Below are 12884 nucleotides of genomic sequence, written 5' to 3'. Positions count from 1 at the left end.
TGGCATTGGAGCTATATCCCCAGTGCAGTACAGGCTTTTTCGGCGGCGAGTTTTTCGGCGTTCTTTTTACTGAATTCCTTGCCCGAGCCCATTATTTCGCCGTCTACACTGGCCTGAACGGTAAACAGCTTGGTGCTTTCGCCTTCCTGGTTCTCAATTACATCAAAGCTAATGTCCTTACCATGTCGCTGGCACCACTCAATCAGTTTACTTTTAAAATTGGTTTCGGTTTGCTCAAGGGTATGAATGTCAATATGCGATTTGATGATGTGGTTCACCAAAAAGTTGCGGGTAAAATCGTATCCCTTATCCAGGTAAACAGCGCCTATCAGCGCCTCAAAGGCATCGCCAAGCAGCGAGCCCTGCCTTCCGGCATTTAATATTTTGGTATCAAACTCTATAAGTTTGTCAAAACCCAGCTTACGGGCAAGCTGGTTAAGGTTATTACGGCTCACGATCTTTGATCGCAGCTCTGTTAAAAAGCCTTCATCTTCGTAAGGGTATAGCTTAAAAAGCACTTCGGCAACTACGCTGCCTAATACCGCATCTCCCAAAAATTCGAGGCGCTCATTGCTGTTTTTTACTCCCTTTTTTATGTTTTGGGCAACCGATTTATGGCGAAATGCCAACCGGTATAACGACAAATTGCCCGGTACAAAACCGAGCAAATTTTTTAAGACCTTAACATATTTTCTATTGGGCGAAAGGTATAACTTATAAAAGCGACTAATTGGCATCCAACGAAATTATTGCTGGTACTTTTTAAATATTACCGATGCATTATGACCGCCAAAGCCAAAACCGTTGCTTTGTGCTACATTAACCACACGTTTTTGAGCGGTGTTAAATGTAAAGTTAATTTTAGGGTCAAAAGCGGGGTCATCGGTAAAATGGTTGATGGTTGGCGGGATAATATCGTTCTGAATTGCCAATATCGAGGCAATTGCTTCAACAGCGCCTGCCGCACCAAGTAAGTGGCCGGTCATTGATTTTGTTGAGCTGATATTGATATCGTATATCCTGTCGCCAAAAGCATCTGTTATAGCTTTTACTTCCTGGGGGTCGCCAATTGGGGTAGATGTACCGTGTACGTTAACGTAATCGATATCGGCGGGTGTTAAGCCTGCGTCTTCTAACGCTGCCTTCATAACCAGCGATGCGCCTAAACCTTCGGGGTGGGGGGCTGTCATGTGGTAAGCATCGGCGCTCATGCCGCCGCCAACCATTTCAGCATAAATTTTTGCACCGCGTTTTAGGGCGTGCTCCAATTCTTCTAAAATAATAGTGCCTGCACCTTCGCCGGCCACAAAACCATCCCTGTCCAGATCAAACGGACGCGAGGCAGTTGCCGGGTCATCGTTGCGGGTTGATAAGGCATGCATTGCGTTAAAACCACCAATACCCGCTTCATTTATAATAGCTTCGGACCCGCCGGTAATAAACATGTTTGCTTTACCAAGGCGCAGGTAGTTAAAAGCGTCAATAAGCGAATTGTTTGATGAAGCACAAGCGGATACCGTAGTAAAGTTCGGCCCGCGTAAGCCATATTTAATAGATATATGGCCTGGTGCAATGTCGGCTATCATTTTGGGGATAAAGAAAGGATTAAACTTGGGTGTACCGTCGCCTTTGGCAAAGTTTACAACCTCGTCTAAAAATGTCTTTAAACCGCCAATGCCCGATCCCCAGATAACACCAATACGGCTGGTGTCCAGTTTCTCGAAATCTAAACCTGCATCTTTAACGGCTTCTTCTGTCGAAAATAAAGCGTATTGAACAAACGGGTCAAGTTTGCGGGCCTCTTTGCGGCCCAAAAACGCTTCCGCGTCAAAATTCTTTACTTCGCAGGCAAATTTAGTTTTGAATTTTTCAACATCAAAACTTTTGATTAAGGCAGCGCCGCTTACCCCATTAATAAGGCTGTTCCAATATTCCGGAACAGTATTACCAATTGGAGTAAGCGCTCCAAGCCCGGTTACTACAACTCTTTTAAACTCCATTTAACAGTTTTAAGGAGTTAATTAAGCTTTAACGTTTTTTTCTAAGTAAGCAACAGCCTGGCCAACAGTACCAATGGTTTCTGCCTGATCATCAGGAATTGCAACGTTAAATTCTTTTTCAAACTCCATGATCAATTCCACGGTGTCTAAAGAGTCAGCACCAAGATCGTTGGTGAAGCTTGCTTCTGGTGTTACTTCACTTTCGTCAACACCCAGTTTTTCCACGATAATAGCTTTTACTCTTGAAGCGATATCAGACATAGTCTTTATAGTTTAATGATTAATAAATTCAGTGCAAAGAAAAATAAATTATGTTAAATATCAAATCTAAAAACTTTGACAATATTTAGTGAACAACTAATTATATCAAAAGGTTTCAACCCGGCTATCTAACTGGCGTAAAAGTAATGATTTTGAGCAGAAGTATTAAAGTTTAATATCTATTTTGAATTTATAGTAATAAAGTTACACTAAGGGTTTATATATGCTTAACTGTCAGGCAGGTAACTGATTACCTGCAACCTGTATGTGATGTTTATGGATATAAAATGATGGGCCAAAAGTGTGTTTATTACAAAAGCCGGGTATTAAATAATAACCGGTTCATGATGTGGCGTGGTTTTGCGGGCATAGGCAGGTGCAATAAAATTTATGGTATGTGCCTGCGTTTTGTATTTTTACCGTTTTAAATATGAATGGTTTTGAACAGGAAAATTTTAAAGTTTGAGATCGATCTGGATTTTATATTAATAGCGGTTACGACGTCGTTAAAAGACTACCGTATATGCTACTATATAAACAAGTGTTTAAATTTTAATTTTTCGCGGATAGACGATTTGCGGCTGGATACTAATTTAAACGGCTCTCCGCTGTTGTTCTCGTTATACCATTACAGTTGGGAAAGTACCGAAACTGACTTTTATTTTATAGGTAACAAGGGTTCGGAAGGATATTTGGTACCCGAAATGCGTGAGGCGGATTATTTTATAATGATAAAAAATTACATCGATGACGAGGACCTTGAAAGCATGATATCCGCTTTAAATAAGATCCCTGAAATTGTTGCGGCAGTAAAGATTGACCCGAAAAAAATAAAATCACGCGAAAATCTATTATTTTAGCGGAAAATTAGATGTGTAATTTGTACACAATAGCGTAAAAAGCCGAATTTAACCTGAAAATATGAATTTTTACTACAATCGTACTAAGATCGTTGCTACAATGGGGCCTGCATCAGCAAAAAAGGAAGTGTTGCTGTCAATGATAAGGGCCGGACTAAATGTGTGCCGACTAAATTTTTCGCACGGTAAACCTGAGGATCACAAAAAGTTTGTTGACCTGATCCGTGAGATAAACTCTGAATATAAAACCAATGTTGGTATCCTTGCCGATTTGCAGGGCCCTAAGATCCGTATAGGCCTGGTTAAAGATGGCGGTATACACCTTATAAACGGTACGCGGATTAATATTACTACCCATGAATGTATTGGCGACGACAGCCAGATATATATTACTTACGAAACGTTCCCCCAGGATGTACAGGCCAACGAGATCATTTTACTGGACGATGGTAAACTGCAATTGAAGGTTATTGAAACAAACCGTAAGGATACCGTAGTTTGCGAGGTAGTGCATGGTGGTATTTTAACATCGCGCAAAGGTGTTAACCTGCCCAACACAAAAGTATCTATACCAAGTTTAACACCCGAAGACCTTGAAAATTTAAAATACGCCTTAGAGTGGGAGGTAGACTGGGTGGGCCTTTCGTTTGTACGTACCGGCCAGGATATCATAGACCTTAAGCGTATCATCCGCGAAAGCGGTAAACAATCGCGGGTTATTGCGAAAGTTGAAAAGCCCGAAGCTATTGAAAATATCGACGAAATTATTGCAGCTACCGATGCGGTAATGATTGCCCGTGGCGACCTTGGTGTTGAGTGCCCGCTGGAAGAAGTGCCCCTGCTGCAAAAAATGATTGCCCGCAAATGCCGCGATGCATCAAAACCGGTTATTGTGGCTACGCAGATGCTTGAATCGATGATAACCACGCCGCGCCCAACGCGCGCCGAGGTAAATGATGTTGCTAACTCGGTACTGGATGGTGCCGACGCGGTAATGTTAAGCGGCGAAACATCGGTAGGGGAGTTCCCGGTTATTGTAATCGAAACAATGGCGAAGATCGTTCGTAACGTGGAAGACCTGGGTTACCCTTTCAACGCTTCAAAGGCTGAAAACACCGATTCTGCATCGGCAAATTACCTGAGCGACGCGCTTTGCGGATCGGCTGTATATTTGGCCGAACATACCAATGCCATGGGTATTGTAAGCATGACCGTTAGCGGTTACACCGCTTTCGAAATATCGAGCTATCGTCCGAAGGCCGGCACTTACATATTTACATCAAATAAGCAGTTACTTAACGCGCTGAGTCTTGTTTGGGGTGTAAGGGCATTTTATTACGATAAAGCCGAAAGCACCGACCAGACCATTGCGGATGTAAACAACATACTTAAACAGGAGCAATTACTAAAAGCTGGCGACGTGGTAATTAATACTGCCGCGGTGCCAATTTATAAACAAGGTAAAACCAATATGCTTAAAGTAAGCGTTATTGAATAAGTCCGAAAGTCTGAAGAATATAAACAAAAGGGGGTTGCGCGTTTAGCGTAACCCCCTTTTGTTTATGGCCCCATCATAGCGACGTGGCAATCCCGATATGCTGGTCACCTACTTTTCTGTCGAAGATCGCGCTTCGTACCACGCAATGACGGACTTTTATTAAGGTCAATAGCAATCACTCTGATCATCAATTATTAACCTCTCATCACTATTTCGCCTTTTCTTTCTCTACGTAGCTTTTAGGGTCAAGCGCGGCCGGTGCCCAGCCTTGAAAAAACTCCATTACTTTGGCTTTACTGTGGCCTTTGCCTTCCTCAAGGTAACCCGAGTTTTGGGTATGAAGGCGGTTGCCTTTGCTATCAAGTACTACAAACACCGGGAAGCCAAAACGTTGCGGGTAGCCCAGATCGGCCAGCACCTTTTCGTTTTTATTTTCAGGGCTCCAGTTTACGTGCAGTACCACAAAATTATCATTCATGTATTTATTTAATTCGGCATCTTTGGTTACCAGGTCGTTAAACCTTAGGCACCATATACACCAGTTGCCGCCAATTTGAAGCAGCACATTTTTATGCTGTACCTCGGCGGTTTTTACAGCGGCTGCAATCTCGGCTTTGGCATCGGCAGCTGGGTTGTAAATTTTAGGGCCTTCCGCTTTAGCGGCTTCCTGAGCCCTGGCGGTTACCGACAGGCCTATTATAGCGGCGATAAACAATATCTTCTTCATAATAATTAATCTACAGAATAAATATATAACCAGAAATTTGAGCAGGTTATTAAAGGTAAATATAGTAATAACAGATTATATATTTATACGTTGCCGGTATAAGTGACCGACGACCTGTCGGGTTTAGCGGCGTGATATGGCGTAATGTTATCTTCCAAACGCTTGCTTCTTATCAACCTGCGCCTGCGGCGTTTTAAGCGGTATCGTTCTGCCCAGTGATCAAACGTACCCGTGGCCGCTAGTATACCGCCTATTACAAAGCTAACCATCATGAAAATAACGAATACGTGGAGCAGGGTTGCAAGTAAATGTTTCATATTTAAATTAAGTAGTCGGCCAGATACAGGCAATAGCCGTGCCTTAACGGGATATTTTGGCAGATGTTTAAAATTACCAGGACTTTGGTATAACCTGACGGTTTTTTAGATCAGTGGCACCAAAGGTTTCGTGCGGGCAAACTGCCAATTTTAATGTATCCTAATAAGGACAAATTGAAGCGGGAGCGCAGGTATGCGTTAATAATTGTTAATTATCGGCTATAAACTTTTACCTTTAGGCAGGGTTTGTTAATTTCGCAAACTACTAAGTGTAATTGGTTACCTATCTATAAAACGTATGGAAGAATTTGAAGCAAGTGCATCGGCAAAAAAAACCAAAACGATATATATATCTACCGTTTTTGGTATTGCCATGGTTTTATTGATGATAGGGTTGCTGGGGTTGATACTGGTTCATGCCAACAACCTCTCCAGATATGTTAAGGAAAATATTGTTCTGAACATATTTATGGACGATTCGGCCCACGAAACAGATGTAATGCAGCTGCAAAAGCAACTGGATGCTAACCCCATGGTAAAACAAACGCTTTACGTAAGTAAAGAGTTGGCTGCCCACAACCTGCAGAAGGATCTTGGCGAAGACTTTGTAAAGTTTTTAGGATACAACCCGCTATCGCAATCGCTCGATATTTACCTGAAGGCAGATTACGCCAACAACGCCGGTATCGAAAAGTTTAAGGCCCAGTTACTAAAAAACCCCTTGGTTAAAGAGGTGAAGTATCAGCAATCACTGGTTGATCAAATGAACCAAAACCTTACCTCTATCAGCCTTATTATCCTGGCCTTTGCCGGTATATTTGTAATATTATCAGTCGCCCTCATCAATAACACCATCCGGCTGGCTATTTACTCGCAGCGCTTCCTCATCAAATCAATGCAGTTGGTAGGTGCTACCAAAAGCTTTATACGCAAGCCGTTTTTACTTTACGGCATATGGCATGGGTTACTGGGCGCCCTAATATCTATTGTTATATTGATTGGCACACTTTACCTGGCCAATAAACAGATACCAGACCTGGTGATACTGCAAAGCCCTGCCGAATTTGGGATGGTTTTTATAGGTATTATAATACTTGGGATATTTATATCGGCGTTTAGCACATTCCTGGCGGTCAACAAGTTTTTACGCTTAAAAATATACGATCTATATAGATAGTTCATTTGAAACCAGGTCCAACCGCTAATTCAGTAAACCACTACTTCAACAATTAAAAATATATGGCACTGCAACAAACAAAAACAGCTGCAAGTAAAACACAGGCCCCGGTAAACAATACCACCCCGGGCCAATTCATTTTCGGTAAAGACAATTACCTATGGCTAATTATCAGCATTGCCATAGTTGCCTTTGGCTTTGTGCTGATGAGCGGCACCACGGATATTTACAGTACAACCAAAATTGTGATAGCGCCAATTGTAGTATTGGCGGGTTTCGGCCTGGGTTTTTACGCCATTTTGAAAAAGCCGGCTGCTAAATAATGAACATACTACACGTAATTGTCCTGGCGATTATTGAGGGGCTCACGGAGTTTTTGCCGGTATCATCAACCGGGCATATGATCATCGCTTCATCGGTAATGGGCATCCAAAACGATGATTTCGTAAAGTTATTTACCATTGCCATTCAGTTAGGGGCCATACTTTCTGTAGTGGTGCTTTACTTCAAGCGCTTTTTTCAGTCTATCAATTTTTACTATAAGCTTGTTGTGGCGTTTATACCGGCTGCGATATTTGGCCTGCTATTCAGTAAAAAAATAGATGCTTTGTTAGAGAGCGCCTTAACCGTAGGTATTACCCTATTTATAGGCGGTATTATTCTGCTTTTTGTAGATAAGTGGTTTAATAAACCTGATGTAAATGAAGAAAAGGAAATAAATTATTTCACCGCTTTAAAGATAGGCCTGTTTCAGTGCCTTGCCATGATACCGGGCACATCGCGCTCCGCGGCAACCATAGTAGGCGGTATGAGCCAAAAGCTGAGCCGTAAGGCAGCAGCAGAATTTTCGTTCTTTTTGGCTGTGCCAACCATGTTTGCAGCCACAGCAAAAAAACTGTATGATTTTTATAAAGAGGGCCATGTATTTACCAGCGAAGAAATTAAGCTTTTGGCTGTTGGTAACATCATAGCATTTATTGTAGCCCTGCTGGCTATTAAAACATTTATCACCTTTTTAGAGCGCCGCGGTTTTCAGCTTTTTGGCTGGTACCGTATATTGGTAGGCGGAGTGATCATTGTGCTTTACCTAAGCGGCCACAATTTACAGGTGATATAACCGGGATTAGCCTAATCTACTTGATGCGGTCACAAGAATTCCTTAATCAGATAAATCCGTTTAACCGCGGTTAACATGTTCAATTCCATACAACAATTTGCCGACGGGCAGCTCCTTCTTATCAACAAACCCTACAAGTGGACCAGCTTTGATGTGGTGGGCAAGCTGCGCAACGCCTTTAAGCCGCTAAAGCTAAAGGTTGGCCATGCCGGCACGCTCGATCCGTTAGCTACCGGCCTGCTCATTGTTTGCACCGGTAAAATGACCAAGCAGATTGATACCTTCCAGGCTGAAGAAAAGGAATACACCGGTACCATGGTGCTTGGATCGACCACACCAACCTACGACCTGGAAAGCGAACCGGAGCAAGGATTTGAAATAAGCCATCTTACTGATGAACAAATAAGGGCCGCCTGCGCGCAGTTTGTTGGGGATATACAGCAATACCCGCCGGCGCATTCGGCCATCAAAGTTGACGGCGAGCGCCTGTACGAAAAAGCGCGCCGCGGTGAGGATGTGGAATTAAAACTGCGCAATGTCACCATCACTGAATTTGAGATAACCCGCATAGAATTGCCCGAGGTTGATTTCAGGGTGGTGTGCAGCAAGGGTACCTACATCCGGTCGTTGGTGAACGATTTTGGCGCGGCGTTGAATAATGGCGCATACCTCTCGCGTTTAAGGCGTACCCGCAGCGGTAATTACCGTATTGAGGATGCGCATGAGATACTAACGTTAGTAAACACTATTAGAGAATTAAAAGCGGCCGAATTCCAGGATAACGGCTGATCGCAATATCTTTACACGCAGCAGGCAAAAAACTTTCTCCTTTTAGTTTTCTCCTTTTACCTTTGCTCAATAAATGAAGATCTACCATCATATTGATGAATTTAAGCCCGTTAAAAATGCCGTGGTTACCATCGGTACTTTTGATGGGGTGCATATTGGGCACCGTAAGATCATATCGCGCATAAAAGAATTGGCCGCAGCTACGGATGGCGAAACGGTTATCCTTACTTTCTTCCCGCATCCGCGCATGATATTGCATCCCGAGGATGAAAGCCTTAAACTCATCAACACCATAAACGAAAAAGCCGGATTGCTTGAGCAATTGGGAGTAGATCATTTAATTATCACGCCATTCTCGAGGGATTTTTCTAACCAAACTGCCGAGGGCTATATCCGCGATGTATTGGTAAATAAAATTGGCACTAAAACCATTGTTATTGGATACGATCACCGTTTTGGTAAAGACCGGCAGGGCGGCCTGGGCGATTTGCTTGAGCTGGCGCCGGTTTACGGTTTTGAAGTGGTGGAGATACCCGAACAGGATATAAACGATGTAGCCATAAGTTCTACCCGTATACGTACCGCACTGCTTGCAAACGATATCCGTATTGCAAATGAGTGCCTGGGATATCCGTTTTTTATCACCGGCAAGGTTATCCGCGGCGACCAGTTAGGCCGTGAACTGGGGTACCCCACCGCTAATCTGCTTATTGAAGAAAGTTATAAGCTGATACCTGCCGACGGCATCTTCGCTGTTAAAGTAATAGTAGCGGGTAAAGAATATACCGGCATGGCCTACATAGGCCACCGCCCAACCGTAAATGGCATGGCGCGCAATATTGAAGTTAATATCTTTGATTTTAATACCGAGATATATAACCAGGAGGTGCGCATGGAATTTTTGCACTTTATACGCGGCGATATCAAGTTTGCATCACTGGAAGAACTGGTTGTACAGTTGGGGAAAGACAAAGAAGATGTGCAGGCCTTGCTGGTTATTGATCGCCCGCAATTCAACACATAGTTTTCACCGCATTTTCATAATTAACATTTATTTTTCTTGCAGCAAGCACAACAATAACCGTGCATTAACATTGTTAATTTAAACCTATTGCGCTAAATTAGTGCGTCAGCAAGCTATGGCTAAATTAAACATCGACAGGCAGGAAAGTGAGTTTTTGAACGATGCCATTGCGCATTGGGAAAAGCACCGGCTGATAGATGCCACCCAGGCCGGCAAACTTCGCGATTCATACGAAATAAAGGGGTTTGATTGGATGCGCCTGGCCAAATACAGCATTTGGGTGGCGCTTTTCTGCGGGGCTATAGCCATTGGCTCGCTAATTGTTGATGATGCTGTTATCAATTGGATAAAGCAGCTTTATGATACGCCCGATATTGTTATCGCTATCCTTTCGGGCGCTATGGCCGCCGGCTTGTTCTACATAGGCCGCCGGCGCGAAAAACTTTACCCCGAAAAAATATTCAGTAACGAAGCGGTAATATTTACCGGTGTGCTGTTTACAGCATGTTGCATAGCCTATTTAGGCAAAACGTTCGATAACCGGTCGGGGCACTACTCGCTTTTGTTTCTGGTATCGGTGTTTGTGTACGGTTTTTTAGCGCGCCGTATGTCGTCAAGGCTGATATGGCTATTTGCACTGGTATCGCTGGGTAGCTGGTTCGGCACCGAAACGGGTTATCAAACCAATTGGGCTATGTACTTTTTAGGGATGAATTACCCGCTGCGTTTTGTGCTGTTTGGGCTGTTGCTGGTAGGGGCCTGCCACTTAATGAAGGGTAGAAAGTGGTTTGCCTACTTTTGGGAGCTTACCTACGTAGTGGGGATGCTGTACCTTTTCATGTCGCTTTGGTTGCTCAGCATATTCGGCAATTACGGCAGCCTTGATGTTTGGTGGCAGATCAAGCAGATCAGTTTGTTCTATTGGGGCATTATAGCGGTGGTAGTGGCAGGGGTGTTCATGCTATATGGGTTAAAGTATAAGGATGTAGTAGCCCGCGAATTTGGCATCACCTTCCTGATCATATTCCTTTACACCAAATACTTCGAATATTTTTGGGAAAACACCAATAAAACTTTGTTTTTTTCAATACTCGCGCTGTCGTTCTGGCTTGTTGGACGGAAGGCAGAGAAGATATGGAACATTAATACTAAGCCCCAATCCCTGCCCGAAGAATAAATCTTCGACGCGTTACAACGCAGCTTTTGAAGTAAGATAATTCACATAGAACCTGTTAGGCAGAATAACTAACTATTGCATTCCCGCAATGCATACCTTATAAAATTGCCGGTAGTCGTTAAGTATTTGATCATAATCTACCTGCTGGTTAAATGTGCCCTTTTGATATAAACTACAGCGCAGGTGAATAATTTTTGCCTCGATACCCAGTAAAAGATTAGGTACGAAAAATTGGTTTTTTTTATCAAGAGCAACCATTGCATTGCCTTTTTTTAGTTCAGCAGCAGTTTGCTTCAGCAGTTCCTGGCAACGCAGGTCCCAATCGGTCAGGTTTTCAATACTGGCAGGATTAAAGCTTTCTTCAACAATAATTGCCGCAAAATCAGCCCGTATTTGTTTTATCGTATTATTCAAGTTCGATTTGGCAGTTTTATATTCAGCAATCGTTTTTACGGCTAACTCTTTGTTTTTATCTATTTTTTCATTCTCTAAAGCGTTCCTTCTCCACGTGCCAAGTGTATATATTTGTGTCGCTGTAAAACTGTTCTCATCGTCCGGATCATTACGGGCTTTTTTTAATATACTGTTGATCTCTTTCGACATAGTCATCGAAAATAATTTATGGCTCAGTGATGAGGCATCAAACATTTCTTGCTGTGTACCATTGCACGCAACTACCAGAAGCGGTTTGCATGATTGCTGGATATCATAAATTACTACCACCTTATCGCTGTCGGAAATGGTAGATGAAGAAGTCAATCGATTAATAGGCTCAGCATATTCATTCAAGGTATTCATCGCGTTTTGCACCCTTTCTTTTTCCACCCGTATTTCAAGCATTTTCATTCGCTCTTTAAACGCTTTCTCTTTTTGAATTTCTCCGATAATAGAAAAGCCAAGGGAGGCCGCGCTATTAGCAACATAACTGGTTGATGTGGTAGAGTTTAATGCCGCCTTAGCATAATTATGCGAAGCCGCCGCGTTAGGGTCATCCTTTAATTTTTCTTTATCAACAAGGGTCTGATCCAGCAATGCTGCCAAGGATTGCCGTACCGGTGTCATTTCCTGGAATGTTTTTTCGGCAGCCGATTGCCGTACAGAGGTTTGTTGTGTTACTGATGCTGGTTGCTGCAGGGTTATAGGTTTGGTATTTTGCGGGTTTGTTTCTCCCGGTTTAGCTTCAGAGCCTGCTGTTGCTGTACCCTGCTGTTCCACCACATCATTCAGTAAATTAAGGTTGCCATCAAACTGCTGTTGTACTTTTTTAAGATAATTTAACTGTTCTTGTGCTTTCTGCTGATTGCCTTGTCCGGCATACTGTTGCGCCAGCCGGTATCCCTTATCAAATTGTGTTTTGGCATTTTGTAAAGCCGCCTGGTACTGCTGTTTGGATGCCTGGTTTTGTACCTTACTCAATTGTATATCGTAAGTGCTATATGTTTCATTAAAGGTTTGCGTATAGGTATTTAATGTTGTATTAACAAGTGCGTTATTTTTAATGCCCTTGCCGTAATCGGTTATTTTAGCAGGCAAGTTAAGGCCTTTTATACGATAGCCCCTAAAATGGTCGCCAAGGTCGTCGGTTATCCCCGGCTTATCCAACTGGAAAAATATATTGGTAATACTTTCCTTCCCGCCGCACGCTATCGAGTTAAAGCTAAAGGTTAGCCAGGCCTTCGGCCGGTTGAAATTGCTGCGGATACGCCAAAACGAAGCGTTGGAGTTCCCGTAACTATCGCAGGGGCTAAAGTTAAAACTTATCTCAACTTTAAGGTTTGGTTGCTCGGTATAAACAGTTTCCCAGTCTGTCCAATCGCCTTTTAAACTGCCTTGTTGAGATTGGCTATAAGCAACATTAGTGAACAAAACTAAGTTTATTATCAGGATGCAGAGGGGGGATTTAAAAACGCATGTCTTCGGCTTCATAATATATAAAG

At 42.9% G+C, this 12884-nt stretch carries 14 protein-coding genes; 8 read left to right on the top strand and 6 right to left on the bottom strand.

Annotation, left to right across the window (positions count from 1 at the left end; translation table 11 throughout):
• Window positions 1-11 precede the first annotated feature (11 nt).
• From rnc to HDC91_RS11380, 3 genes are read right to left on the bottom strand one after another with little or no spacing between them, the layout of a single operon-like run.
• Complete coding sequence (rnc, locus tag HDC91_RS11390; protein WP_183552128.1) at window positions 12-737, bottom strand: ribonuclease III; 726 nt, start codon at window positions 735-737, stop codon at window positions 12-14.
• 9 nt (window positions 738-746) lie between these two features.
• Window positions 747-2000 (bottom strand): beta-ketoacyl-ACP synthase II, encoded by a 1254-nt coding sequence (fabF, locus tag HDC91_RS11385; RefSeq protein WP_162429587.1) that lies wholly within the window; start codon window positions 1998-2000, stop codon window positions 747-749.
• Between the two features lie 21 nt (window positions 2001-2021).
• Window positions 2022-2261 carry an acyl carrier protein gene (locus HDC91_RS11380; protein ID WP_067058906.1) on the bottom strand — a complete coding sequence of 80 codons (240 nt, stop codon included), beginning with the start codon at window positions 2259-2261 and terminating at the stop codon, window positions 2022-2024.
• 440 nt (window positions 2262-2701) lie between these two features.
• On the opposite strand from HDC91_RS11380, the gene HDC91_RS11375 reads away from it, so the two are divergent.
• Entirely contained in the window at window positions 2702-3121 is a 420-nt protein-coding gene (locus HDC91_RS11375; protein WP_162429586.1) for an IPExxxVDY family protein, read from the top strand.
• A 61-nt stretch (window positions 3122-3182) separates the two neighbouring features.
• On the top strand, window positions 3183-4619 hold the full coding sequence (gene pyk, locus HDC91_RS11370; protein WP_183552124.1) for a pyruvate kinase: 1437 nt from the start codon (window positions 3183-3185) through the stop codon (window positions 4617-4619).
• Between the two features lie 208 nt (window positions 4620-4827).
• Here pyk and HDC91_RS11365 read toward each other — a convergent pair whose 3' ends face one another.
• Entirely contained in the window at window positions 4828-5346 is a 519-nt protein-coding gene (locus tag HDC91_RS11365) for a thioredoxin family protein (protein WP_183552121.1), read from the bottom strand.
• 83 nt (window positions 5347-5429) lie between these two features.
• A complete protein-coding gene (locus tag HDC91_RS11360) occupies window positions 5430-5663 on the bottom strand; it encodes a hypothetical protein (protein WP_183552119.1) in 234 nt (77 codons plus the stop codon).
• 298 nt (window positions 5664-5961) lie between these two features.
• Between HDC91_RS11360 and HDC91_RS11355 the strand changes: the two genes are divergently transcribed.
• The 6 genes from HDC91_RS11355 (at window position 5962) to HDC91_RS11330 (ending at window position 10947) form a co-directional block, all read left to right on the top strand.
• The gene (locus HDC91_RS11355; protein WP_162429582.1) at window positions 5962-6840 is read left to right on the top strand and encodes an ABC transporter permease; all 879 of its coding nucleotides are present in this window, start codon (window positions 5962-5964) and stop codon (window positions 6838-6840) included.
• A 62-nt stretch (window positions 6841-6902) separates the two neighbouring features.
• On the top strand, window positions 6903-7163 hold the full coding sequence (locus tag HDC91_RS11350) for a DUF3098 domain-containing protein (protein WP_183552116.1): 261 nt from the start codon (window positions 6903-6905) through the stop codon (window positions 7161-7163).
• Window positions 7163-7957, top strand: coding sequence for an undecaprenyl-diphosphate phosphatase (locus HDC91_RS11345; RefSeq protein WP_183552113.1), 795 nt, complete (start codon window positions 7163-7165; stop codon window positions 7955-7957). The genes HDC91_RS11350 and HDC91_RS11345 overlap by 1 nt, the downstream gene beginning before the upstream one ends.
• Before the next feature lie 75 nt (window positions 7958-8032).
• A complete protein-coding gene (truB, locus tag HDC91_RS11340; protein ID WP_183552110.1) occupies window positions 8033-8746 on the top strand; it encodes a tRNA pseudouridine(55) synthase TruB in 714 nt (237 codons plus the stop codon).
• Between the two features lie 73 nt (window positions 8747-8819).
• Window positions 8820-9770 (top strand): bifunctional riboflavin kinase/FAD synthetase, encoded by a 951-nt coding sequence (locus HDC91_RS11335; RefSeq protein WP_183552107.1) that lies wholly within the window; start codon window positions 8820-8822, stop codon window positions 9768-9770.
• A 115-nt stretch (window positions 9771-9885) separates the two neighbouring features.
• Entirely contained in the window at window positions 9886-10947 is a 1062-nt protein-coding gene (locus HDC91_RS11330) for a DUF2157 domain-containing protein (protein WP_183552104.1), read from the top strand.
• 72 nt (window positions 10948-11019) lie between these two features.
• Here HDC91_RS11330 and HDC91_RS11325 read toward each other — a convergent pair whose 3' ends face one another.
• Entirely contained in the window at window positions 11020-12813 is a 1794-nt protein-coding gene (locus HDC91_RS11325; RefSeq protein ID WP_183552101.1) for a hypothetical protein, read from the bottom strand.
• Between the last annotated feature and the right edge of the window lie 71 nt (window positions 12814-12884).

It is taken from the genome of Mucilaginibacter sp. AK015, from assembly GCF_014200785.1.
GTDB lineage: Bacteria > Bacteroidota > Bacteroidia > Sphingobacteriales > Sphingobacteriaceae > Mucilaginibacter.
The sequence above is the reverse complement of the archived record's forward strand: the minus strand, read 5'-3'. Positions and strand labels throughout refer to the sequence as shown.

What these genes read in the sequence shown, in the direction of transcription:
- rnc (WP_183552128.1), bottom strand. Translation starts at nt 737, where the DNA reads ATGCCAATTAGTCGCTTTTATAAGTTATACCTTTCGCCCAATAGAAAA.
- fabF (WP_162429587.1), bottom strand. Translation starts at nt 2,000, where the DNA reads ATGGAGTTTAAAAGAGTTGTAGTAACCGGGCTTGGAGCGCTTACTCCA.
- HDC91_RS11380 (WP_067058906.1), bottom strand. Translation starts at nt 2,261, where the DNA reads ATGTCTGATATCGCTTCAAGAGTAAAAGCTATTATCGTGGAAAAACTG.
- pyk (WP_183552124.1), top strand. Translation starts at nt 3,183, where the DNA reads ATGAATTTTTACTACAATCGTACTAAGATCGTTGCTACAATGGGGCCT.
- HDC91_RS11365 (WP_183552121.1), bottom strand. Translation starts at nt 5,346, where the DNA reads ATGAAGAAGATATTGTTTATCGCCGCTATAATAGGCCTGTCGGTAACC.
- HDC91_RS11360 (WP_183552119.1), bottom strand. Translation starts at nt 5,663, where the DNA reads ATGAAACATTTACTTGCAACCCTGCTCCACGTATTCGTTATTTTCATG.
- HDC91_RS11355 (WP_162429582.1), top strand. Translation starts at nt 5,962, where the DNA reads ATGGAAGAATTTGAAGCAAGTGCATCGGCAAAAAAAACCAAAACGATA.
- HDC91_RS11350 (WP_183552116.1), top strand. Translation starts at nt 6,903, where the DNA reads ATGGCACTGCAACAAACAAAAACAGCTGCAAGTAAAACACAGGCCCCG.
- HDC91_RS11345 (WP_183552113.1), top strand. Translation starts at nt 7,163, where the DNA reads ATGAACATACTACACGTAATTGTCCTGGCGATTATTGAGGGGCTCACG.
- truB (WP_183552110.1), top strand. Translation starts at nt 8,033, where the DNA reads ATGTTCAATTCCATACAACAATTTGCCGACGGGCAGCTCCTTCTTATC.
- HDC91_RS11335 (WP_183552107.1), top strand. Translation starts at nt 8,820, where the DNA reads ATGAAGATCTACCATCATATTGATGAATTTAAGCCCGTTAAAAATGCC.
- HDC91_RS11330 (WP_183552104.1), top strand. Translation starts at nt 9,886, where the DNA reads ATGGCTAAATTAAACATCGACAGGCAGGAAAGTGAGTTTTTGAACGAT.